This window comes from Streptomyces sp. NPDC029152, assembly GCF_055564355.1.
The window spans coordinates 186,743-210,301 of record NZ_JBVHWR010000002.1 but is presented as its reverse complement, the minus strand read 5'-3'; the positions used below and the strand labels follow the sequence as shown (position 1 = coordinate 210,301).

General features: G+C 73.9%; 16 protein-coding genes. 9 read left to right on the top strand and 7 right to left on the bottom strand.

Annotated features, from left to right (window positions below; genetic code table 11):
- Window positions 1-282 precede the first annotated feature (282 nt).
- The gene (locus ACZ4V6_RS04810) at window positions 283-4,041 is read left to right on the top strand and encodes a S8 family peptidase (RefSeq protein WP_467822525.1); all 3,759 of its coding nucleotides are present in this window, start codon (window positions 283-285) and stop codon (window positions 4,039-4,041) included.
- Between the two features lie 153 nt (window positions 4,042-4,194).
- Here the strand turns inward: ACZ4V6_RS04810 and ACZ4V6_RS04805 are convergent, their stop codons facing one another.
- Window positions 4,195-4,887 carry a TetR/AcrR family transcriptional regulator gene (locus ACZ4V6_RS04805; RefSeq protein ID WP_467822524.1) on the bottom strand — a complete coding sequence of 231 codons (693 nt, stop codon included), beginning with the start codon at window positions 4,885-4,887 and terminating at the stop codon, window positions 4,195-4,197.
- 164 nt (window positions 4,888-5,051) lie between these two features.
- On the opposite strand from ACZ4V6_RS04805, the gene ACZ4V6_RS04800 reads away from it, so the two are divergent.
- On the top strand, window positions 5,052-6,572 hold the full coding sequence (locus ACZ4V6_RS04800; protein ID WP_467822522.1) for an APC family permease: 1,521 nt from the start codon (window positions 5,052-5,054) through the stop codon (window positions 6,570-6,572).
- Window positions 6,573-6,660: 88 nt separating this feature from the next.
- Window positions 6,661-8,295, top strand: coding sequence for an amidohydrolase (locus ACZ4V6_RS04795; RefSeq protein WP_467822520.1), 1,635 nt, complete (start codon window positions 6,661-6,663; stop codon window positions 8,293-8,295).
- A gap of 350 nt (window positions 8,296-8,645) precedes the next feature.
- On the opposite strand, the gene metX is transcribed toward ACZ4V6_RS04795, so the two are convergent.
- The 3 genes from metX to ACZ4V6_RS04780 form a co-directional block, all read right to left on the bottom strand.
- Complete coding sequence (gene metX, locus ACZ4V6_RS04790; protein WP_467822518.1) at window positions 8,646-9,782, bottom strand: homoserine O-acetyltransferase MetX; 1,137 nt, start codon at window positions 9,780-9,782, stop codon at window positions 8,646-8,648.
- Between the two features lie 5 nt (window positions 9,783-9,787).
- The gene (locus tag ACZ4V6_RS04785) at window positions 9,788-11,149 is read right to left on the bottom strand and encodes a bifunctional o-acetylhomoserine/o-acetylserine sulfhydrylase (RefSeq protein ID WP_467822517.1); all 1,362 of its coding nucleotides are present in this window, start codon (window positions 11,147-11,149) and stop codon (window positions 9,788-9,790) included.
- Between the two features lie 552 nt (window positions 11,150-11,701).
- Entirely contained in the window at window positions 11,702-12,727 is a 1,026-nt protein-coding gene (locus ACZ4V6_RS04780) for a helix-turn-helix domain-containing protein (protein ID WP_467822516.1), read from the bottom strand.
- Between the two features lie 68 nt (window positions 12,728-12,795).
- On the opposite strand from ACZ4V6_RS04780, the gene ACZ4V6_RS04775 reads away from it, so the two are divergent.
- Window positions 12,796-14,112, top strand: a complete 1,317-nt coding sequence (locus ACZ4V6_RS04775) for an MFS transporter (protein WP_467822515.1) — start codon at window positions 12,796-12,798, stop codon at window positions 14,110-14,112.
- A gap of 475 nt (window positions 14,113-14,587) precedes the next feature.
- Here the strand turns inward: ACZ4V6_RS04775 and ACZ4V6_RS04770 are convergent, their stop codons facing one another.
- The gene (locus ACZ4V6_RS04770; RefSeq protein WP_467822514.1) at window positions 14,588-14,749 is read right to left on the bottom strand and encodes a hypothetical protein; all 162 of its coding nucleotides are present in this window, start codon (window positions 14,747-14,749) and stop codon (window positions 14,588-14,590) included.
- Between the two features lie 67 nt (window positions 14,750-14,816).
- Entirely contained in the window at window positions 14,817-16,199 is a 1,383-nt protein-coding gene (locus ACZ4V6_RS04765; RefSeq protein WP_467822512.1) for an APC family permease, read from the bottom strand.
- 460 nt (window positions 16,200-16,659) lie between these two features.
- Here ACZ4V6_RS04765 and ACZ4V6_RS04760 point away from each other — a divergent pair, with 460 nt between their 5' ends.
- Window positions 16,660-17,574 carry a YceI family protein gene (locus ACZ4V6_RS04760; protein ID WP_467822511.1) on the top strand — a complete coding sequence of 305 codons (915 nt, stop codon included), beginning with the start codon at window positions 16,660-16,662 and terminating at the stop codon, window positions 17,572-17,574.
- A gap of 96 nt (window positions 17,575-17,670) precedes the next feature.
- Here the strand turns inward: ACZ4V6_RS04760 and ACZ4V6_RS04755 are convergent, their stop codons facing one another.
- Window positions 17,671-19,947, bottom strand: coding sequence for a FlgD immunoglobulin-like domain containing protein (locus ACZ4V6_RS04755; RefSeq protein WP_467822510.1), 2,277 nt, complete (start codon window positions 19,945-19,947; stop codon window positions 17,671-17,673).
- 279 nt (window positions 19,948-20,226) lie between these two features.
- Here ACZ4V6_RS04755 and ACZ4V6_RS04750 point away from each other — a divergent pair, with 279 nt between their 5' ends.
- The 4 genes from ACZ4V6_RS04750 to ACZ4V6_RS04735 all read left to right on the top strand — a co-directional run bounded on the left by ACZ4V6_RS04750 (window position 20,227) and on the right by ACZ4V6_RS04735 (window position 23,536).
- Window positions 20,227-20,808 (top strand): HD domain-containing protein, encoded by a 582-nt coding sequence (locus tag ACZ4V6_RS04750; protein WP_467822509.1) that lies wholly within the window; start codon window positions 20,227-20,229, stop codon window positions 20,806-20,808.
- A 94-nt stretch (window positions 20,809-20,902) separates the two neighbouring features.
- Entirely contained in the window at window positions 20,903-21,385 is a 483-nt protein-coding gene (locus tag ACZ4V6_RS04745) for a hypothetical protein (protein WP_467822507.1), read from the top strand.
- Between the two features lie 276 nt (window positions 21,386-21,661).
- The gene (nadE, locus tag ACZ4V6_RS04740; protein WP_467822505.1) at window positions 21,662-22,492 is read left to right on the top strand and encodes an ammonia-dependent NAD(+) synthetase; all 831 of its coding nucleotides are present in this window, start codon (window positions 21,662-21,664) and stop codon (window positions 22,490-22,492) included.
- Window positions 22,493-22,654: 162 nt separating this feature from the next.
- Window positions 22,655-23,536 (top strand): SDR family oxidoreductase, encoded by an 882-nt coding sequence (locus ACZ4V6_RS04735; protein WP_467822504.1) that lies wholly within the window; start codon window positions 22,655-22,657, stop codon window positions 23,534-23,536.
- The last annotated feature ends 23 nt before the right edge of the window (window positions 23,537-23,559 follow it).

Sequence of the window (23,559 nt, the reverse complement as noted above, 5' to 3'; positions counted from 1 at the left end):
GCGGGTTCCCCCGGGTGTCTCCGCCCCACGCGCACCGGGCCGGTTCCGGGCACGTGTCGCGGAGCGAACCGTCCCTCCGGCTGTACGGAACGGCGCTCGGCGTCCATGGCCGGAACCCACCGGGTCCGTGGCGGCCCCGGCCGGTCCGGTGCGGTTCCCGGGACGGGACCGCTCCCGTGGCGGGTACCGGTCACGGCACAAACCCGCCTCACCACGTCGCCACTGCCTCACCTGTCTCTCTGTCAGGGTGTCGCCACCGCACACCTCTAGCTGGGGAGACCGATGCGCGCGATATTGCGGAGTGCTCTGGTCACGGCCATGGCCGTGACGCTGGCCGCGACCGCGGCCGCACCGTCCGTGGCACAGCCACGGACGGCCGGACCGGAGAAGAGACCGCTGGTGGGAAGCGAGGCCGCCGCCGCGCAGGGGCAGCGCTCGACCGTCACCCTGATCACCGGGGACCGCGTCCTGGTGACCACCGACGCGTCCGGCCGCAGCACGGCCGTGGCACTGCCCCGTGAGGACGGCGGCGTGCCCGTCGTCCAGACCAGGCGGGCGGGCGACGACCTGTACGTCTACCCGGAGGCCGCCGTCGACGCGCTGGCCGCGGGCCGGGTCGACGAGGAGCTCTTCAACGTCACCGGTCTGGTCCGCCAGGGCTACGACGACGCCCGCACCGGGTCGCTGCCGCTGATCGCGGTGTACGACACGTCGGTCGACGTGGCCCGCACCACCCCCGCCGTTCCGTTCGGCGCGCAGCGCGCTCTGGTCCTCGCCGCCGTCGACGGTGTCGCCCTGAGGGCCGACAAGAAGAAGGCGGCCGGTTTCTGGGCCGACGTCTCGGGTGCCGGGTCCCGTTCCTCCAGGGACCTGAGGAAGCTGTGGCTGGACTCGAAGGTCGAGGCCCGGCTCGACCGGTCGGTGCGGCAGGTGCACGCCCCCGAGGCCTGGGCCGCCGGCTACGACGGCAAGGGCAGCAAGGTCGCCGTGCTCGACACCGGTGCGGACGCCGAGCACCCGGACCTCGAGGGCCGCATCACGGCGCAGAAGAACTTCACCGACTCCGACTCCACCGACGACCGCCAGGGACACGGCACCCACGTGCTGTCCACCGTGGGCGGCAGCGGCGCCGCGAGCGGCGGGAAGAAGAAGGGCGTCGCCCCCGGCGCGGACCTGCTCGTCGGAAAGGTCCTGAACGACGGCGGCTCGGGGGCCGAGTCCTGGATCATCGCCGGGATGGAGTGGGCGGTCGAGCAGGAGGCCGACGTCGTCTCCATGAGCCTCGGCAGCCCGCAACCCACCGACTGCACCGACCCGATGAGCGTGGCCGCCCAGCGACTCGCCGAGACGTCGGACGCGTTGTTCGTCGTGGCCGCCGGAAACTCGGGGCCGTCCCTGAACACCGTCTCCTCGCCGGGCTGCGCTCCCGGTGTGCTCACGGTCGGCGCCGTCGACCGGGACGGCTCCACCGCCTGGTTCTCCAGCCGCGGTCCGGCCCCCTTCACGCACACCCTGAAGCCCGAGATCACCGCGCCCGGAGTGGACATCTCCGCGGCGGCGGCGGGCGGCCGGGGCGTGTACGCGTACCGGTCGATGTCGGGGACGTCGATGGCCACCCCGCATGTGGCGGGCGCCGCCGCCGTCCTGCGCCAGCGGCACCCGGACTGGACGGCGCGGCAGCTCAAGGCGGCCCTGGTGTCCTCCGCCGACGGCGACGTCCCCGGTGACGTGCGCGAGACCGGCGGCGGCCTGCTCGACGTGAAGGCCGCGACCGACGCCACCGTGCTCGGCGTCCCCGCGGTGCAGGGCGGCACCTTCGCCTGGCCGCAGGACGACAGCGACCGCACCACCGTCGACGTGCCCTACACCAACATGGGCGACAGGACGGTGCGGCTCGGCCTGCGGGTCGAAGGGGTCACCGGCAACGACGGCTCGCCCGTCCGGTCCTCCGTGGCCAGGCTCGTCGACCGCTCGGTCACCGTCCCGGCGGGCGCCACGGTGAGGGTCCCGCTGCGGATCGACCCCACCGCCCGCCTCGCCGCCGGCCAGTACGGGGACGTCACCGGCCGCATCGTCGCCGAGGCCGACGGGGTGGCGGTCTCCACGCCCTTCTCCCTCTACGTCCAGCCGGAGACCGTCTCCCTGCGGGTCAAGCTCGTGGACCGCGCGGGGAAGCCCGCCGACGGGTCCTCGTCCCTCGACGTGATCGGAACCGACGACGCCACCGGTGAGCGGCGCTTCAACGACGGCGCCGCCGACCAGACGTACCGGCTGCGTCCCGGCAGCTACTTCCTGTCCGGCTTCGTCGAGACGCAGGACGCGGGCGGGAGCATGACCGACTCGGTCACCTACCTCGGCCGTCCGCAGCTGAAGCTGACCGAGGACACCACGGTGGTCCTCGACGCGCGCAAGGCGCACCGGCTGAAGGTCGCCGCCGACCGGCCGGCCGAGACCCGGACCGCCACGCTCTCCTTCTCCCGTTCCTGGGGCGAGAACTGGCTGCACGCCGGAACCATCACCGCCCAGGGCACCGTCCGCGGCTTCTACGCCTCGGTCGAGGGCCGCGCCCAGGACGGCGATTTCACGTTCGGCAGTCATTGGCGGCAGTACGCCCCGCTCGTCTCCGAACTGAGGACCACGGACGGTCTCGCGCTGCACCCCGTCCCGTCCGGCAAGGGCAGTGTCAACCTCGACGGCACCGGCCGGTCGGAACTCGTCGACGCGGGCGGGGGTTCGCCCGAGGAGCTCGCGGCGGCGGACGTCAAGGGCAAGATCGCCCTGGTCCTCGCGCCGGACGACGGGGCCGTCGGTGCCCTGGCCGCGGACGCGAAGGCCGCGGGCGCGAAGGCGCTCGTGGTGCACCGCGCCGCCCCCGGCCGCTGGCAGCCGCTGGCCGGCATCACGGGCGCGGTGCTGCCGACGCTCGCCGTACCGGCGGACGAGGCCCGCGCGCTGCTCGACAGGCTCGCCGCCGGCGAGGTGACGCTGCGCTGGAAGGCCACCGCCAGGAGCCCGTACGTCTACAACCTCTCCTTCGCCGAGGACGCGCCGATCCGCGGCGACCGCACCTACCGGGTGCGCGACGAACGGCTCGCGACGGTCACGTCGACGTACCACGCAATGGGCGTGGCGGGCGACTTCTTCGACACCGTGGGCGCGTACTCCTCCGACGGGACCACGGCGTACCTGGGCTTCGGCGAACCCGTCCCGGCGCCGGGCAGGCGCACCGAGTTCTACTCGGCGGGCGACATCGCGTGGGACCACTCCGTCTCCAGCAGCTTCCCCTGGGGCGAGGCGATGAACGACCGGCGGCGCACCTACCGGGCCGGCAGCGAGCGTTCCGAGTCCTGGTACGACGGCGTGGTGGCCCCCACCGCACCGCGTGACACCGAGGGCGGGCCGGTGCTCGTCGCCGAACGGCAGGGCAACCTGATCGGCTTCTCCGCGGCGATGTGGGGCGACGGCGCGCACCACGCGCAGCCCGGCTCCTTCGGCGACATCGGCAACCTCGTCCTGCGCAAGGACGGCGAGGAACTCGCCCGCAGCAGTCACCCGTTCGGGACCTTCGACGTGCCGGCCGGGGAGGCCGTGTACGAACTGGAGCAGGACATCAGGAAGTTCGGTTCGCCCGCCCGGGTGTGGGAGCGGTCGCAGCAGGTGCGGACCGTCTGGAGCTTCCGCTCGAAGCTCGACGAGAACCGGTACTCGCAGGGCCTCGGCATCCTCTTCCCGCGCTACGACCTGCCGGAGGACGGCCTCAAGACCGTGCCCGCGCGGGACGGTCTGCGGATCGGACTGCGCGTCACCGGCCACGCCGGGTACACCCCGGGCAGGCTGAGGTCCGCGAAGCTGTCCTACTCCTACGACGAGGGCAGGACGTGGACCGAGGCGGACGTCACCGTCACGGGCGACGGTGCCACGGCCACGGTGGACCACGCCGGCGCCGCCGGCCGGCAGGTCTGGCTCCGGTCCGAGTTCACGGACGCCGCCGGCGCCTCCGTGCGCCAGACCGTGTCCCGTGCCTACGACGTACGCCCGTAGCGTCCGCGCAGGCCGATGACCGGTCCGCCGGACCGCCCACCCGTGAGGGGGCGGCCCGGCGGTTCCCTTCCCGCGACGCGCCGGCCGGACCCGGCTCCCGGCCCGTCCCGGCGAGCCGGCCGCCCCCGCTCGAGACGCTGCCGCGGCGGGCGGTCAGCGCGCCGGAGGCCCGCCCTCCCGGCCGGGGCCCGCCGTCCGGGCCGGCCCCTCCCCCGCCTCGTCGGCGTCGGCGGCGGACCCGTCACCCGCGAGGACGTCGCGGCAGTGGGCCAGGAACCCCGCGAGCGTCAGGCCGAAGGCACGGTCGGCCCGGGACGGCCCCGTGGCCGCCTGGGCCCGGGCCAGTTGCGGGGCCCGGGCCTTCTCCTCGACCACCCACATCACCTCGGGTGCCGACATGTCCAGGGCCGAGCCGAGGACGATGTTGTCCAGGCCGGTGATGACCGGCATGACGGTCTCCGGCGCGAATCCCGCGTCCAGCAGCAGGCCGGCCACGCGTTCGTACTGCTCGATCACCCGCGGCGCGCGCACCGGCGAGGTCATCAGCATGGGGATCGCCCGGGGATGGGCCGCGAAAGCGGCGCGGTAGGAATGGGCCCACGTCTCCAGGGCGGCGTCCCAGGGGCGTTCGTCGAGCGTCGCGGGATCGAGGCCGTCGACCACCCGGTCCCGCAGCAGCTCGATCACCCCCGCCCGGCCGTCCACATGGTGATACACGGAGGCGGTCTGGACGCCGAGCCTGCGCGCGATCTCCGGGACGGTGAAGTCGCCCGTCTCGTCGACGAGTTCGAGGGCCGTACGCCCGATGCGCATCCGGTCGAGCAGGGCCTTCCGCGGCCGCGCCATATGCCGTTCTCCTGACGTGAGGTCTTCCCGAATCGTACGTCCTCCGTCTACATTGCCTAAACCGAAATGGTTTAGGTTTCGCGGCGGCCCCGCCCACCACCCCGCTTCCGGACGCTCAGGGCCGCCGTCACCCCCGATCCTCCGTCGAAGAAGGGCCGAGCGTCATGGCCATTGAGTCCGCCTCCCGCGAGGGAACACCGGAAGGCACCCCGCCGCAGGGCACGAGCACGACAGACGGCAAGAGCGCCCGGGACGGGGACGAGTCACCCGGGTTGCGCCGGGCCGGCCTCGGCGTCGCGGACATCGCGTTCTTCGTGGTCTCGGCCGCCGCGCCCCTGACCGTCATGGCCGGTGTGGCGCCCCTCGCCATCGGCATCGGCGGCATCGGCGCGCCCGTCGGATACCTGGTCGCCGGCGCCACGCTCGCGCTCTTCGCCGTCGGCTTCACCGCGATGACCCGGCACGTCCGCCACGGCGGCGGGTTCTACGCCTTCATCACCCGCGGGCTCGGCCGGCCCGCCGGCTTCGGCGCCGCCACACTCGCCCTCCTCGCCTACAACGGCATGCAGATCGGCGTCTACGGGCTGCTCGCCACCGGGACCCAGGACACGCTGGAGGCCCTGTGGGGCGTTCACGTGCCCTGGCCGGCCATCGCGGTCGCGGGCGTCTTCGTGATCTGGTTCCTCGGCCACCGCAGCATCGAGTTCGGTGCGAAGGTCCTCGGCGTGCTGCTGCTCGCGGAGACCGGCATCCTCGTCCTGCTCGCGGGCGGTGTCCTCCTCGACGGCGGCGCCGAGGGCCTCGCCCTGGACTCCTTCGCCCCGGACAACGTCCTGGTGCCCGGCACCGGCGCGGTGCTCACCTTCGCGTTCGCCGCGTTCACCGGCTTCGAGTCCACCGCCATCTACCGCCGCGAGGCGCGCGACCCCGAACGCACCATCCCCCGGGCCACCTACGCCGCCGTCGCGTTCCTCGGCCTCTTCTACGCGTTCTGCGTCTGGATCATCATCCAGGCCTTCGGCGGCTCGCAGATCACGAAGGCCCTCGCCGCCGACCCGATGGGCCTCTTCTTCACCGCGACCACGCACTACGTCGGCGGCTGGGCGACCGGCCTCATGCACGTCTTCATCGTCACCAGCATCATCGCCTCGCAACTGGCCTTCCACAACGCGATCAACCGCTACGGGCTCTCGCTCGCCCAGGAAGGCGTCCTGCCGAAGGCACTCGGCCGGATCCATCCCAGGCATCGTTCCCCGCACGTGGCGAGCATCGCGCAGAGCGTTCTCGCGCTGGTGGTCGTCGTGGGCTTCGCCCTGGCCGGCGCCGACCCGTACCGGCAGCTCCTGCTGTGGGTGAACACCCCGGGCGCGATCGGGCTGCTGGCTCTCCAGGCGGTCACCGCCGTCGCCGTCCTCCGCCACTTCCGGCGCGTCCGGCACGAGGAGGGCCGCTGGCGCACCGTGATCGCGCCGTCGGCCGCCGCCGTCCTCATGGCCGGTGCGCTGTGGCTGGTGATCAGCAAGATCGACCTGATGACGGGGGCGTCGTCCACCACCAACGCCGTGCTCGTCCTGCTGGTCCCCGGCGCCTTCGCCCTCGGCATCCTGATCTCCCTGCGCATCCGCCGCAGCCGGCCCGGGGTGTACGCCCACTTCGCCCAGGAGCCGGACGACGAGGCGAGCTGACCCCCACCGGCCCAGTCCTTCCCACCAGTCGCCGGCCCGCCCACCGGGGCCGGCACCCGATCGGCACCGACAGCAAGGAACTTCCTCCGTGTCACACTCCCCCGCATCCCGTCCCGCCGTCGCCGACACGATCCTGACCGGCGCCCGGGTCCGCACCCTCGACCCGGACCGGCCCTCGGCCCGTGCGGTCGCGGTCAAGGACGGTCACGTCGTCGCCGTCGGGGACGAGACGGACGTACGCGACTGGCGCGGCGCGGGGACCCGGGTCGTCGACCTGGCCGGGGCCGCCCTCACCCCCGGCCTGGTCGACGGCCACAGTCACCCGTACCTGGGCCTGACCATGGCCACCGGGCTCGACCTCTCCGGCTGCCGGGACCTGGACGCGCTGCGGGCGGCGCTGGCCGCGGCGGCCCGCGCGGCCGGCCCCGGCGACTGGGTCCTGGCCCACGGACTCGACCACAACGCCTTCCTCGGCCGTCCCGTCCACCACGACGAGATCGACCAGGCCCTCGGCGGCGTACCGGCCTTCATCCGGCTCTACGACGGCCATTCCGCCCTGGCCAGTGGACCGGCCCTGACGGCCGCGGGCATCGACGGACCGCGCCGCTTCGAACAGCGGGCGCAGGTCGTCTGCGACCCGGACGGCCGGCCCACCGGGCACCTCGTGGAGTTCGCCGCGATGAGCCTGATGGATCCCGTCCTGCCGCGCGAGAGCACGGCCGTGCGCCGGGAACGCCTCCTCGCCCTGCTGCGCGACATGGCGGCGACCGGCCTCACAGGCGCCCACGTGATGGACCTCCAGGAACCCGGCCTCCTGGACCTCCTGACCGGCATCGAGGAGGACGGCGAGCTGCCGCTGCGCCTGCGGATCGCCCCCTGGTGCATGCCCGGCACGGACGAGGAAGGCCTCGACCACCTCGTCGAGACGCAGCGCGCGCACGGGCGGCGCTGGCGCGTCGGCGGCGTGAAGTTCTTCATGGACGGCACCGTCGAGGGCGGCACCGCCTGGCTGGAGCACCCCGACTGCCACCACCAGGGAACCGAGGCGTTCTGGCCGGACCCCGCCGCCTACACCCGGGCGGTCCACCATCTCGCCCACGCCGGGGTCCGCACGGTCACCCACGCCATCGGGGACGCGGCCGTGCGGCACGTCCTCGACACCGTCGAACTCCTCCACGACCCCCGGCAGCGCGCCCTGCACCGGATCGAGCACATCGAGACCGTGCCGGACAGCCAGCTGCCCCGCTTCGCCCAGCTCGGAGTGGCCGCCTCCATGCAGCCCACCCACGTCGCCTACACCCGCGCCGACCACCGCGACGAGTGGTCCCTGCGGCTCGGTGAGGAACGCGCCGGCCGGGCCTGGCGCTGCCGGGACCTGCGGGACGCGGGCGCGAGCCTGGTCCTGGGATCGGACTGGCCCATCGCGCACTACGACCCGCGCGAGGTCCTCGCCACCGCCCGCCTGCGCAGACTGCCCGGACGGCCGGACGTCGAGCCGGTCGCCGCCGAGCAGGCCCTCACCGGACTGATGGCCCTCGAGGGCTACACCTCGCACTCGGCACGCGCGGTCGGCGAGCAGGACGTGGCGGGGCGCATCGCGCCGGGCTGCCGGGCGGACCTGACGGCCTTCGCCGTCGACCCCGTCACCGCGCCCGCGGACGAACTGGGCGAGGCGCCCGTCGTGCTGACGATGACCGGCGGCACGGTCGTGCACCGGGCCTGAGCCGGGAGCCGGCGGAGGCTCACCAGGGCCCTCGTCCTGGTGAGCCTCGCCCTGCGGGACAACCGGGACCTGCCCCCCGTTGTCTTCTCCGCGGTCCTGCAAGAGGGCCGCTGGCCTCCGGGCCCGGCGTGACTGTTGCCCCCTGTCGATGGGATGACCTGGGGGGTGGTGTCACCGGGCCCGAGGGGTGCCGTCACAGACGCTGATCAGAGGTCCGGCCACCGCCCGCCGGGCGCAATGCCCGGCCGTTCGCGGGCGGCAGGTCTGCATAACGTGGCTGCGCGAGAACGGCTCCCGACCTCAGGGCCGGCACCCCCCGGGGACGCCGCGAGCGCGCCGGCCCGGCCTGCTCAGCGCAGGAGCTCCGCCACGAGCGCGGCGACCTGCTCCACCTCGACGAGGAAGCCGTCGTGGCCGCAGGGGGACTCGACGACCCGCAGGCCGTCGGCCGTGCCGATGCCCGCCGCCAGTTCCGCCTGCTGCGAGAGGGGGTAGAGCCGGTCGGAGTCGACCCCGGCCACCAGGGTCCTGGCGGTCACCCGGCCCAGCGCGGCGCGCACACCGCCGCGGCCACGGCCGACGTCGTGGCTGTTCATCGCCTCGCACAGCACGACGTAGCTGCCCGCGTCGAAGCGGCGTACCAGCTTGGCGGCGTGATGGTCGAGGTAGGACCCGACCCGGTACCGTCCGCCCGACCACGGGTCCTCCCCGGCCTGGGCGGAGCGGCCGAAGCGGGCCTGGAGTTCCGGCTCGCTGCGGTAGGTGACGTGGGCGAGGCGTCGGGCGAGGCCGAGTCCCGCGTGCGGGCCCCGCGCCGTGGCGTGGTAGTGGCCTTCGCGCCAGTGCGGGTCGGAGCGGATGGCACGCAGCTGGATGTCGGCCCACGCGATCTGCTCGGCGCTCGCGGCGGCCGTCGTGGCGAGCAGCAGCAGCGCGCCCGTCCGTTCCGGGTGCGCCACGGCCCACTCCAGCGCCCGCATGCCGCCCATCGAGCCGCCCACCACCAGGGCCCAGCGGTCGATGCCCAGCGCATCCGCCAGACCGGCCTCGGCGGCGACCTGGTCGCGTGGTGTCAGGAACGGGAAGTCGCCGCCCCAGTACCGCCCGTCGGGGCGGCGCGAGGCCGGCCCCGTGCTGCCCTGGCAGCCGCCGAGGACATTGGGGGCGACGACGAACCAGCGGTCCGTGTCGAGCGCCCGCCCGGGTCCGACGAGCCCGTCCCACCAGCCCGGGGACGGGTGTCCGGGCCCGGCGGGGCCGGCCACGTGGCTGTCGCCGGTGAGGGCGTGCAGGACCAGCACGGCGTTGGAGCGGTCCGGTGCGAGCCTCCCCCAGGTCTCGAACGCCAGCCGCGGGGCGGGCAGTCGGCCGCCGGCCTCCAGGCCGAGCGGCGCCCCGTGCTCGTACCACTGACGACGCCCGGGCGGGTCCCCCTCCCGCCAGGCCCCGGAGGCCGGCGGGAGGGGGACCTGTGAGGGCGTCAGCACCGTGTTCAGGACGCGCCCTTCGCCGCCCGGAACCCGGCCTCCAGATCGGCCTTCAGGTCGGCGAGGTTCTCGATGCCCACCGAGAGCCGCACCAGGCCGGGCGAGGCGCCGGTGGCCTCCAGCTGCCGCTCGTCCAGCTGGCTGTGGGTGGTGGACGCCGGATGGATGATGAGACTGCGGACGTCGCCGATGTTCGCGAGGTGGCTGAAGAGTTCGACGGCGTCCACGAAGCGCTTGCCGGCCTCGACACCGTCACGCAGTTCGAAGGCCAGGACGGCGCCCCCGCCGCGCGGCAGGTAGCGCCGGCCGGCCTCGTACCAGCGGTTGGAGGGCAGTCCCGGGTAGTGGACGGCGGCGACCTCGTCGCGCTGTTCCAGCCATTCCGCCAGGGCCTGGGCGTTCGCGGAGTGCCGCTCGATGCGCAGGCTGAGCGTCTCCACGCCCTGGAGCAGCAGGAACGCGGAGTGCGGCGAGAGGGCGGGGCCGAGGTCGCGCAGCAACTGGACCCGCAGCTTGACGGCGAAGGCGCCGGGTCCCAGCGCCGGCCAGTACCGCAGACCGTGGTAGCTGGGGTCGGGCTCGGTGAAGTCGGGGAAGCGCTCGGCGTGGGCGCCGAAGTCGAAGGTGCCGCCGTCGACGACGACGCCCCCGATCGTGGTCCCGTGCCCGCCGAGGAACTTGGTGGCCGAGTGGACGACGACGTCGGCGCCGTGCTCGATGGGCCGCAGCAGGTACGGCGTGGGCACGGTGTTGTCCACGATCAGCGGCACGCCGGCTTCGTGCGCGAGGTCCGCCACGGCCCGGACGTCGAGCACGTTGCCGCGCGGGTTGCCCAGCGTCTCGGCGAACAGGGCCTTGGTGCCGGGCCGGATCGCCGCCCGCCATGCCTCGGCGTCGTCCGGGTCGTCGACGAAGGACACCTCGATGCCGAACTTGGGCAGCGTGTGGCGGAACAGGTTGTACGTGCCCCCGTACAGGGACGCGCTGGAGACGATGTGGTCGCCGGAGCCGGCCAGCGTGAGGATCGCCAGGGTCTGCGCCGCCTGCCCGGACGCCAGGGCCACCGCCGCGACGCCGCCCTCCAGCGCGGCGATGCGCTGCTCGAAGACGTCCTGGGTGGGGTTGTGGATGCGGGTGTAGATGTTGCCGGGCTCGGCGAGCGAGAACAGGTCGGCGGCGTGCCGCGTGTCCCGGAACACGAACGACGACGTCTGGTAGATCGGCGTCGCCCGGGCTCCGGTCGCCGGGTCCGGTGCGGCACCCGCGTGGATCTGCTTGGTCTCGAAGGACCAGGCCGAGGTGTCGGGCCCGGAGGACTCCTCGTCGGGCGTGTGACCGGCGGTGACGGAGTCGATCGGCTGGCTCATGGTGCTGCTCCCTTGTGCGGAGGGCGGAGTGCGCGACGCGCGGGTGCGGCACCGCGACAGGACGTCGCGGCGCGCTGACGGCGCGAGGAGGGGGGCGGCCGCGGGACCGAGCGCCGTGCCCGGACGGGGCGGCGGTCGGTGCGGCGCGGAGGAGAGGCGGGGCAGAGGCCCGAGCGGGGCGTCAGCTCCGAGCGGTACAGCCCGTGGTGGTGACACGCACGTAGTCGACGTGGCGGCGGGTCACGAGCACGGTCATGAGGCCAGGGAAGCACACGCCGGCGTCGGGGCACCAGTACAGCGGCCCGTGGTGCGGATCCTGACACACGGCCGCAACACAACCGCCGTGAACGCTCGTTCGGGTGCTGGGACACGGGCGGGGCCGGGGGGTGCCGGTGGGTGCGGGCTCCACGGGCATGCGGGAGGGGCTGGTCCGCGCGGTGGTCCGCCGGACGGGCGCGGCCACCGGGTGCGGGCAGGTGCGGGTGCCCGGTGCGCCGCGGTCAGCGGCAGGTGCGCCACGCGCCGTTCGCGTGGTGCTCCCGGCCCCCCCGGTCACGGTCCGGCCGCCCGGGCCGGCGTCCCTCCGTCCCGGCCCCGGCCGTCGTCGCCACCGGCCCCCGAGGCCTCGACGAGCGCCTCCCCGGCCGCCGTCCGGGCGTACAGCACCGACCGCCCGGCCCGTCGCCGCCGCACCAGCCCCGCGTCCAGCAGCACCCGCAGGTGCCCGCCCACCGATCCCAGCCCCTTCCCGGTGACGGCGACCAGTTGCGTGGTGCTCATGGGAGTTCCGAGCAGCATCAGCAGTCCGGCCCGCGCGGTGCCGATGAGCGCCCCGAGCGCGGCCGGGGCCGGGCGCCGGCCGTGATCGCCGGCGAGCACCCCGAGGCACGGGTAGACGACGGCGTACCGTTCCCGCCCCTCCCACGACACCCAGCTGGTCCTCGGCGTGACCGGCATGAACAGCAGGTCGGCCCCGTCGGCGACCTCCCGCGGGGGGTAGGAGTTCGGGTTGACCTGGAGGCGGCTCTCCCCGATCCACCGGGCCCCCGGTTTCAGGGAGTCCAGCACGGCCGCCCAGCCGCCCTGGCTCACCTGCGCCGTCCGGGCGGTCACGTCGGCCTCCAGGACGCGCCGCCGACGCTCCCAGTACGGCCTCACGGTCTCGTCCCAGACGTACGTCAGAAGCGCGGTCGCCCGCTCGGGCAGGTCGTCCCGCTCCAGGGCGGCGGGGAGCGGGCCGCCGAGGGACACACGGAGGTCGGCCCGGGCCTCCCCGGGCCCGGTCGCCCGCACCCGGGTCACGGTCTCCTCGAAGCTCTCGCCGACGCGTGAGGTGGGGCAGAAGAAGTCGGCGATCCAGGAGGCGCCGAGTGCTGCCCGCACGAGCGGGGCGGCCACCGGGTCGGCCGCGAGGCGCGCCCGGTAGCCGGGCAGGTGCGCGTGCAGCCAGGCCTCCTCGCCCTGGTGGGCGCCTGCCCCCGCGTGCAGCAGTTTCAGGCTCGCGAACGTCTCGGCGAACGGCGAGAGGACGAACCGGCTGCGGGCGAGGGTGTCGGTGCCGATCTGCCACAGGCCCATGCGGACGACCTTTCGTGTGCGGGCGAAACAGTATCCACGCTCCTCCGGCCGGTCCGAGACTTCGGCGCATGCGCAGCTACCGCTCCCTGTTCCGCACCCCGGAGTTCACTCCGTTCCTGCTCTCCTTCGCCGCTTTCGCCGCGGCCCAAACGATCGGCGGCCTGGCCCTCGGCACGATGGTGTTCCGGGTCACCGGCTCCCCGTTCCTCTCGGCGGTGAGCATGTGCGGTCCACAGCTCGCGCAGTTGCTGGGGGGCGTGTTCCTGCTCTCGGGTGCCGACCGTCTGCCCCCGCGGGCGGTCCTGTCCGGTCTCGGTCTCGTCTTCGCGGCCGGCACGGCGGTGCTGGCGCTGCCCGGCCTGCCCGTCCCGGCGGTCTTCGCCGTCGTGCTGCTGCAGGGCCTGGTCGCGTCGCTGGGCGGCGGGGTGCGCGGCGGGCTGATGAACGAGATCCTGTCCAAGGACGGCTACGTCCTCGGGCGTTCGGTGTACAACATGCTCTGGGGCCTGACGCAGACGGCCGGTTTCGCGACGGGCGGCGCGCTGCTGACGCTGCTGTCCCCCCGCAGCTGCCTGCTCCTCGCGGCAGCGGTGTACGTGGTGTCGGCCCTCGTCACCCGCCTGGGCCTCACGGCCCGGCCGCCGCGGGCCCCGGGCCGGCCGTCCGTCCGTGCGACCTGGCGCACCAACGCCTTCCTGTGGTCCTCACGCTCCCGCCGCCTGACGTACCTCGGGCTGTGGGTCCCCAACGGTCTGATCGTCGGCGGCGATTCGCTCTACGTCTCCTACGCCCCCGAGGCCGCCGGCACCCTGTACGCGTTCGGCGCGCTGGGCATGTTCGTGGGTGACCTGGCTGTGGGCCGCCTGGTACCGGCCGCCGTACGCTCCCGCCTCGCGACCCCGCTGCGCCTGCTGCTGGCTTTTCCTCACCTGTTCTTCGTCCTACGTCCGGGAGTGGCGCTGTCGGCCGTGGCGGTCACCGTCGCCTCCGTCGGCTTCGCCGCGAGCCTGGTCCTGCAGGAACGCCTGATGTCGCTCACCCCCGACGACCTCGCCGGCCAGGCCCTCGGCCTGCACGCCACCGGCATGACGGCCCTGCAGGGCGTCGGCACCGTCCTCGCGGGCGCGCTGGCCCAACTGACCTCGCCCGCCGCGGCGATGACGCTGATGGCGGCCGCCTCCGTCACCGTGACCCTGGTCCTCGCGACGCTGGGCCGGCACGGGGGACGACGGTCGGCCGTCGCCGGTACGCGGCCTGGTGCCACGACGGAGACCCCGACGGAGCGGGGCCCCGCTTCCGCACGGCCTCGTCCGGAGCCGGAACGCGGACGCGGTCCGGGCGCCGCGCCGGAACTCCGCGGAGGCCGTCCGTCGGACACCACCTGAGCCGGCGGCCGCGCGCACCCCGGGCGGCGGCGAACGGGGATCCCGTCGTCCGGGGCCCGGTGACCGGCGGCGGTCCCGGTCGTGCGTGGGCGACCGGGGCGGCGGGGCTGCTGGTCGCGTACCTGGTGACGAGTGAGACGTGGCCGTGGAGGTGGGGACGCGGGACCGTGCGGGTGTGGGGCGAGGCGGTCGGAGCCTGTGCGGGGGCCGGGGTGGTGCTGGTGGCCGCGGCGGCTCCGGTGACCGGTGCGGGGTTCGGGGTGGAGCGGCTGGTCGCGGCCGGGGTCGTCGCGGGGGTGGCGGTGGCCGTCGGCCGGGCTCTGGGTGCTCGGTGGTGGGGCGGGAGGCGGGTGGTGTTCCGCCGGGCGGCGGACCGGCCCGGCTCGACCGTCCGGCCCTCGCGGAAGCGGCGCGGCGCCGCTTCCTGAAGCAGGGACGGGTGCCTCTTCGGAGACGGGCGTCGGACCGGCGCCGCTCACGGCCGCGGCCGGGCCGTGTCGCCGGAGCCGGCGGCGGCCGGGAGCGCGATGCGGTCCGGGGTCTCGCCGGTACGCCCCTGGTCCACGAGGTGCCTGCCGGGGCGGCGTTCCCCGCCGTCGGCCGCTTCCCCGGCCGACGGCACGCCCGTCCCGGCCATCGCGCTCCGCCGCCCCTGCGCGACGGCGCCCACCCCCGCGGCCGGCACACCGGCCGCCGGGAAGCGGCTACCGCACGTTGTCGGACTCCCGGGGGGAACCGGCGCCGTCAGGGTCCCCCTCCCGCTCGCCGCGGCCGGTACGCCGTACGGCCGCGACCGCGGCGAGCGCCGTGCCGACGGCGACGACCATCAGCCCGCGCAGCCACACCTCGGCCTCGATCTGCGTGGCCAGCGCGACGCAGGACGCGGCACCCAGCACGGGCAGCGCGGTCGGGGTCCGGAAGTGATCGGTGCCGCCCGGGTCGCGGCGCAGGACCAGCACGGCCGTGTTGACCATGAGGAAGACCACGAGCAGCAGCAGGACCAGGGTGGACGCCAGGGTGGCGACGCTTCCGGTGAGCGCGAGGAGCATCGCCAGCAGGGTCGTGACCGCGATGGCGGCCCACGGCGTACGGCGGCCGGGCAGCACCTTGGTCAGCACGGCGGGCAGGAGTCCGTCCCGGGCCATGCCGTAGGCCAGCCGGGAGGACATGATGCCGGTGAGCAGCGCGCCGTTGGCGACGGCGACGAGGGCGATGGCGCTGAACAGGCGCGTCGGCACTCCGCCGGCCGCCTCGACGACCTCGAGCAGCGGCCCGCTCGACTCGGCGAGCCGGGACGTCGGCACGGCCGCGGACGCGGCGAGGCCCACCAGGACGTACACGGCCCCCGCGGTGGCCAGGGCGCCGAACAGGGCGCGCGGGTAGGAACGCCGCGGGTCGCGGGTCTCCTCGGCGACGTTCACGGACGTCTCGAACCCGACGAAGGAGTAGTACGCCAGCACGGAGCCGCTCAGCACGGCCGCCGCGGCCCCCTTCTCCGGCGTGCCGAGCTGGACGAGCCGTCCCGCGTCGCCGTCTCCGCGCAGCAGCAGCCACCCGCCGAGGACGACGATGACGGCCAGGCCGCCCACCTCGACGAGGGTGGCGACGACGTTGGCGCGGGTCGACTCCTTGATGCCGCGGGCGTTGACCAGCGCGAGCGCGGCGAGGAACAGGACGGCGACGGCGCCCACCGGAAGCGTCACGAAGGCGGACAGGTAGTCGCCCCCGAAGCCCCGGGCGAGTGCGGCCACGGAGACGATGCCGGCGGCGAGCATGCAGAACCCCGCGACGAACCCGGCGAATGGCCCGAAGGCACGCGTGACGTAGTGGGAGGCTCCGCCCGCCCGCGGGTACTTCGTCGCCAGCTCCGCGTAGGACGCGGCGGTCAGCAGCGCCAGCAGCAGCGCGACGAGGAGCGGCACCCACACCGCTCCCCCGGTGTCGGCGGCCACCTGCCCCACCAGGACGTAGACACCGGCGCCGAGGACGTCGCCCAGGATGAAGAAGTACAGCAACGGGGTGGTCAGCGCTCGCTTGAGCGCGGGGCCCGGTACGTCCGCCGACACGTGCTTTCCGACATTCGCCATGCCGCCTCATGTCCCCCGAACGCCGGGAAACACGCTCACGGTGGCGCGAACGGTCGAGCGGGCCGTGGTCCGTCCTGCCGCGACGAGGGCCTCTCCTGAGAACCGCCGACCCCCGAAGGCTCCTCCCGAGGACGGTGTGTCGAGTGTGTGACGGAACCGCGGGCCGTGTGCGGGCGTCGCGAATTCCTCGTGTCCTTCGCCACAGCATCTCTGCAAATCACGGAGGCCGGGGCGTGGTGTTTCACCTCGCCGATGCGCCGATCTGCCGGGATCGACCGGTCCGGAGGCGATTTCCCCAGCTCCAGGACCCGGAGTGAACCCCTCCGGACCCTCGGCTCTATGATCGTCAACGAACTGACGCCCCACGCCCGTGTCCCCGTTCCGGATGGTTCTTGACGACCGCGAACACAGGGACGACGCGGGCCGCGCGACGGTGACACAGTGAAGAAAGGTGGACTCCATGGCCCTCGGGCTGCTCCGACGCCGGCTTTCCCGCGGCACGTCCGGCGCCACACCGAGCCTCTCGGTCCCCCTGCCGCCCGGTGCGGGGGGATTCGGCTTCGAGGTCGTCGACCCCATGGGACAGCCCATGGGCGGAGCCGAAGTGACCGTGACCGCCCTGGACAGCCGCCGCGTCGCGACACACGGGACCACGGATCCGAACGGCTGGTTCGTGGCGACGCTGCCGGCCGGCTCCTACAGCGTGATGACGGTGGCCGAGGGCCTGTCACCGGCCCGCGAGGATCTCGACATCACCGCCGGAGTGGCGCTGCCTCCCGTGCGCGTCGCCCTGCAGTCCGCCCGCCAGCCGGAACTCCCGACCGCCGGGACCTGGCTGTTCGACCCTCCGCACACCGCGATCCGCTTCATCGCCAAGCACGTCGGCATGGCCCACGTCCACGGCCGCTTCACCCGCTTCGAGGGCGGTATCCGCGTCGCGCCGGACATGACCGACTCGCACGTCTCGGTGCGCATCGACGCCTCCAGCATCTCCACAGGCAACAACACCCGTGACAACCACCTGCGTTCCGCGGATTTCCTGGACGTCGAGCGCTACCCGTACATCGACTTCACCAGCACCCGGTTCGCCTACCGCGGCGGCTCCCGGTGGACGCTGCACGGCACGCTCACGATGCACGGCACCAGCCGCTCCGTCGGCCTCGACACGACCTATCTCGGGACGGTGAACGGCGGTTACGACCAGGAACTGCGCTGCGCCGCGCTCGCCAAGGCGGAACTCCACCGGGAGGACTTCACCCTCAACTGGCGGTCCATGCTGGCCCGTGGCATCGCGGTCGTCGGGCCGACCGTCCAACTGGAGCTGGACGTGCAGGCGATGTACCGCACCCACGACACCCCCACGCCCCCGGAGTAGGCGACCGGACGGCGGGTGCCGCCGGCGGTGCGCGGGCGACGGGTCCTCCCCCGAAGCGCTCTCGGGGGAGGACCCGTCGCCCGTCCGGCGCCGCGCTCAGCCGGTGGCCTTCACGACGCCCGAGGCCGTCGCGTCCGCGCCCGTGCCGTCCGCCGGCGTGGCGGTCAGCCGCCAGGTGTAGCCGCCGGCCGCCGCCGGGGCGCCCGACTCGGTCGTGCCGTCCCAGGTGACCCTGACCGCGCTGAGGGCGTCCCGGCCCGTCCAGGTGCGGACGACCTCTCCGGTGGCGCGGCGGGTGAGCGTCACCCGCCAGGAGGCCGCGGGCTTGGAGAGCCACCACGCGGCGGCCCACTCACCGGCCGCCGTCCCCGGAGCGGCGGTGCGGGCGATGCGCAGCGCGGAGACCGCGTGCTGCGGCGCGGTGACGTGCACGGTGTCGTCCGCGTCGACCCAGGCCAGCTTGCCGGCGCCCGCGTCGAGGGTCCAGGTGGAGCCGCGTCCGTCGCCTTCCGCGGACTGCTTCAGCCCGGTGACGGTGCCCAGGTCGGCCGTGCCGCCGTCCGTCCGCAGGGCCGTCAGACGCAGCTCGCCGGAGGTGTCGCGGTGGGCCGTGAAGCGGTCGCCCAGCAGGACGCCGGTCGCCGGGGCGGGGTAGGTGCGCCCGGTCGCCAGGTCGCGTACGCCCGCCGCGTCCTTCGAGGCACAGCTCCAGTACAACAGGGTGCCACTGTACTGGAGTTCGTCGGGCACGCAGGCGGAGCCGAGGTCGACGGTCCTGATCGGCTCGCCGGAGCGCACGTTGATCACCTTGACCTTGCCGGGCTGGTTGAGCGCCGGCTTGAACAGCCTCTTCTGGTCCAGCGCAGCGGCCTGTGCCGGCTGTTCGCGGACGACGAGGTCGCGTGCCGTGTCCACGACGTACTGCCGTCCGCCCGCCTCGTAGAGCACGAACTCCGGCGCCGTGTCCAGGATGCGGCCGTCCCGGCCCGGCAGCGGGAAGCTGTCCGCCGGGTGCTCCGGGTCGTCGCCGGTCACCAGCACGTCCGCCCCCGTGTCCGGATCGGCGGTCAGTCTGGCCAGGCCCTCGTCGGCACCGTCCGCGAAGCGGTCGGCCTCGAGGCCCGGGAGGTCGGCGAGCGCCGCTCCGTCCACCGGATCGAGCCCGGCGCCGATGTCCTTGCCGTGCAGCGTCCGCGTGCCGGTGAGGGAGTTGACGTACCGCAGTCTCCCCCGGTCGAGGCTCAGCGCCGTGATCGCACCGTCCGCCGTCTTGCCCCGGGGCACCTGTCGCAGGAGGAGATCGAAGACGAGCCCCGAGCCGTCCACGCTGAAGTGGTGCACGGCGCGCTTGCCGTCGGCGTCCTTGCCGAGCACGACCAGCGAGCCGGTGCCCTCGGCGCGCAGGAACGCCTGCTCCACGTCGTCGAGCAGAGTCCGCCCGGTCTCCGCTCCGGCGAACGGGGTGAGGTGCAGTGGACCGCCGTCGCCCTCGTACCACAGGACGTTGTCGCCCACCACGAAGGAGCTGACCTCGCTGTCGGGGGTCTGCGTGGCGAGCGGCACGATCCGCGGGGCGGCGGTGCTGCCGCGGGGCATGACCCGCACACCCGGTGTTCCTTCGCGGGAGAACCAGCTGACGGTGGTCTGCGTGATCCGGAAGCTGCTCGCCTCGCCGGTCACGGGCAGCGGGACGACCCTGCCGTTGTACGCGGTGAGGGTGCCGTAGCCCTGGGTGCCGTCGGCGGTGCGGTAGCCGATGAGCAGCTGGTTGTCGTAGGCGCCGAGGAGCATCGGCTCGGCGCCGGTGGCAGCTCCGGCGGGAAGCTGCACCACGGGGTCGCTCGCCGGGTCCCCGCCGCGCGCGACGCGCAACTGGTAGGTGCCGTCCCCCCGGTCGACGGTGGCCAGCACCCAGCCGTTGCCGATGCGCGGATTGAGGTATCCGGCGGGCACCTTGAGGGTGCTGGTGTTGGCCGGGTCCTCGATGCCGATCCGCACGACGTCCGTGCCGCCGTCCTCACGCGGCCTGGTGTGGACGACGCGGTTGAACCCGTCGTGGCCGCGCACGACGGCGTCCTGCGGGACGCCGTCGAGCTCCGGGACGGGCTTGGTGGTCCTGTTGTACGTCGTCGTCCAGAGGTACCTGCCGCCCTCGTGGTGCAGCACGCCCTGGGCGCCGGTCGCCAGGACCGTCTCCGTCCCCTCGCCATAGGCGTCGGGCGCGGGTACGAGGACCTCGGCCGCCTCCGCCGCGTGTGCCGTGGCCGGCAGTACGGTCGTCAGCCCCGCGGCGAGGACGGCCGCGACGGCCGCCGCCGTGGTGGTGCGGCGGATGCGCCGGGCGTGGCTGTTCGTGCGCAGGTGATGGGACACCTGAACCCCCTCCTGTTGAGCCGTCAACACCCCTTCCGGGTGTGAACTCGGTCAACAGTACGCAGATACGCGGGAGTTGTGTGGGGAACGTGTTCCGCTCGTGTCGCAGGAGTGTCACAGCGCCCGGGGGCGACGGACCGGCACCGAGGACGCCGGCTGCCACACCCCGCCGGAGGCCGCTGCCGGGCGGCAGCCCGCACGGCGCGACGCCGTCGAGGAGCACGCCTGGTCCGAACGACCGCCCCCGGGTCCCCGCACCGGCGTTGTTACGCTCCCCTGGTGAGGATTCCGGGACCCGAAGAGATCCGTGCGCTGCACGAGAAGTACGCGCCGACCGCCGAGGCGTTCGACCTCGTGCACACCCACTGCGAGATCGTCTGGAGCACCGCCGAGCAGCTGCTCGCCGCTCCGCGCCTCGGCCACCTCGACGCCGAACTGGTCCGCGCGGGCTGCCTGCTGCACGACATCGGCGTCTACCGCCTCTACGGGGAGGAGGGGCGGCTGGACCACGGCAACTACATCCGGCACGGGCTGCTCGGTCACGAGATCCTGGAGAACGAGGGCTTCCCGGAGGAACTGCGCCGCTTCTGCTCCCACCACACCGGGGTGGGGGTCACGAAGGAGGACATCGTGCGCCAGGGCCTTCCGCTGCCCGTCGCCGACTACCTGGCGGTGACGGACGAGGAGCGGCTGGTCATGTACGCGGACAAGTTCCACAGCAAGTCCAGGCCCACGGCGTTCCTGTCCGCCGACGAGTACGCCTCCCAGGTGCGCCGCTTCGGCGAGGCCAAGGTCGCCGCCTTCCAGGCGCTGCGCACGGAGTTCGGCGACCCCGACCTGGTCGCGCCCGCCCCGCGGTGAGGTGCCGGCCGGCCGGTGTGCACGACCCCGCCGAGCCGGTGCCGCTTCCCGTCATGGCACGATTCCCCGCACACCACACGCATACGGGGGGACCATGAACCACCGCACCGTCATCGGCACGGCCGCGCTCGGGCTGCTCGTGGCGGCCCTGACCGGCTGCTCCTCCTCCGGCGACGACACCGCCGACGCCGCACCCGCGGCCGGCGGCGCCACGAGCGGCCCGGCCGCCGGGCAGCCGTCCGCCGGCCCGACGCCGAGCGAGGACACCGCGCCTGCGAAGGCGGCGCTGGAGAAGGCCGTACGCGAGTACACCGCCGCCTACTTCGCCGACGAGCCGGACACGACGTACGGCATGCTGTCCGCGCGCTGCCGGGGAGTCATCACCCCTGCCGGCATGGCGGCGCTGACCGAGCGGGCGGTCGGTGACTACGGGCAGCAGGACGTGAAGCGATTCGCCGTCGACGCGCTCTCCGGGGACACGGCCCGCGTCTCCTACGGTGTCGGTCTGCCGAAGTTCGACCAGAAACAGCAGCCCTGGCTGCGGGAGGGCGGCGTCTGGAAGTACGACGCCTGCTGACCGCCACCGCCTCGCCGACGGCGGCTTCGTCACGACGGAGCGAGGGCTGCGCACAAGTCCCCGGTGACGGCGGCGGGCACCTCGCCTCCCTCCCCCCCTGCGGACGGGAGCGTCCGGACGCGCACGGCGTACCGTACCGTCGGCAGCCGCTCCCCGGGACGGCGCGGCTCGCGTCCCCGGAGGTGTTCCCGGTGATCGACGCGGCTCCCTTCCCGGTGGGGGCGTCTGGGTAGGCTGGGTACGGCCAGCATCCAGCGAACCAGATCAGGAGCAGACGTGAGCGAGCCGGCGTCCATCGCCCAGCAGCAGGAAATCGCCCGGGAACTCCAGGTGGCGGAGAGCTTCGACGCCGAGCAGGAGATCGAACGCCGGGTGGCCTTCCTGGCCGAGCGGCTGACCTCCACCGGCCTGCGGTCCCTCGTGCTCGGTATCAGCGGCGGGGTCGACTCCACGGCCGCCGGCCGCCTGTGCCAGCTCGCCGTCGAGCGGGCCCGCGCCGCCGGTCACGAAGCGCTCTTCCACGCGATGCGGCTGCCCTACGGAACCCAGGCCGACGAGCACGACGCCCAGCTCGCGCTCTCCTTCATCCAGGCCGACCGCGTGCTGACCGTCGACATCAAGCCCGCCAGCGACGCCGCGCTCCAGGCCGCGGTCGCCGCCGACGTCGCCTTCCGCGACGCCCACCACCAGGACTTCGTCCTCGGCAACATCAAGGCCCGGCAGCGCATGATCGCCCAGTACGCGGTGGCGGGGGCGCACGACGGCCTGGTCGTCGGCACCGACCACGCCGCCGAGGCGGTCTCCGGCTTCTTCACGAAGTTCGGCGACGGGGCCGCCGACCTGGTCCCGCTGTCCGGCCTGACCAAGCGCCGGGTGCGCGCCCTCGCCGACGCGCTGGGCGCACCCGCCGAGCTGGTGTGGAAGACGCCGACGGCCGACCTGGAGACCCTCGATCCGGGCAAGGCCGACGAGGACGCCCTCGGCGTCACCTACGACGACATCGACGACTTCCTGGAGGGCAAGCCGGTGGACGAGGCGGTCTTCGAGAAGATCGTCGCGCGCTACCGCCTCACCGAGCACAAGCGCCGGCTGCCCATCGCCCCCTGAGGAAGCCCGCGTCGGCCTCCGGTCCGTTTGAGCGGCCGCGGTCCGGACACGCGAGGGTGAACGGGCCGCCCGCCGGCGGCGCCGGAAGCCGTACGAAGCGTGTGGAGGTCAGTGACTGTGGTGAGCGACGAGACGGGCCGTGGGCCGCTCGACCGTCCGGCGATGCCCCAGGAGGAAGCGGAGATCTCCCCGCCGTACCGCTTCCGGCGCCAGCAGCGCCCCGGTCTGGAGGCGCAGATGGAGATCCGTCCGCGTTATCTCGCCCCCCACTACCGGGGTTCGGGGAAACTCGCCGGGAAGGTCGCGCTGATCACCGGGGGCGACTCCGGGATCGGCCGCTCGGTCGCCGTCCTGTACGCGCGCGAGGGAGCGGACGTGGCCATCGTCTACCTCCCCGAGGAACAGTCCGACGCCGACGAGACCCGCGAGGCGGTGGAGAAGGAGGGCCGGTCCTGCCTTCTCCTGCCGGGCGACCTGTGCGATCCGTCGTTCTGCGGCGAGGTCGTCGAGCGGACCGTCGCCGAGCTGGGCGGCCTGAACGTCCTGGTGAGCAACGCCGCCTACCTCAACAGCCAGAACAGCCTGTCCGACCTGACCGCCGAGGATTTCGACCGGGTCTTCAAGACCAACGTCTACGCCTACTTCCACCTGGTGATGGCCGCCCTGCCGCACCTCTCCCACGGCGACGCCGTCATCGCCACCGCGTCCGAGGAGGCGCTCAAGGGCAGCGAGATGATGATGGACTACGCCGCCTCGAAGGCCGCCGTGGTCGCCTTCACCAAGTCCATCGCCTCGCACCTCGCACAGCGGGGAGTCCGCGCGAACATCGTCTCCCCCGGCCCCACCTGGACCGTGCTCAACCTCTCCGGGCAGCGTTTCCCCGACGACTACCTCACCCACCTGGGCAGCTCCTCCCCCATGGGACGCGTCGCCCAGCCCGAGGAAGTGGCCCCCGCCTACGTGTACCTGGCCTCCGACGCGGACTCCAGCTTCACGGTCGGCGAGGTCATCGCCGTCACCGGTGGCTTGACGGACACCCGCTGAGCGTGGCCGTCACCACGGACCAC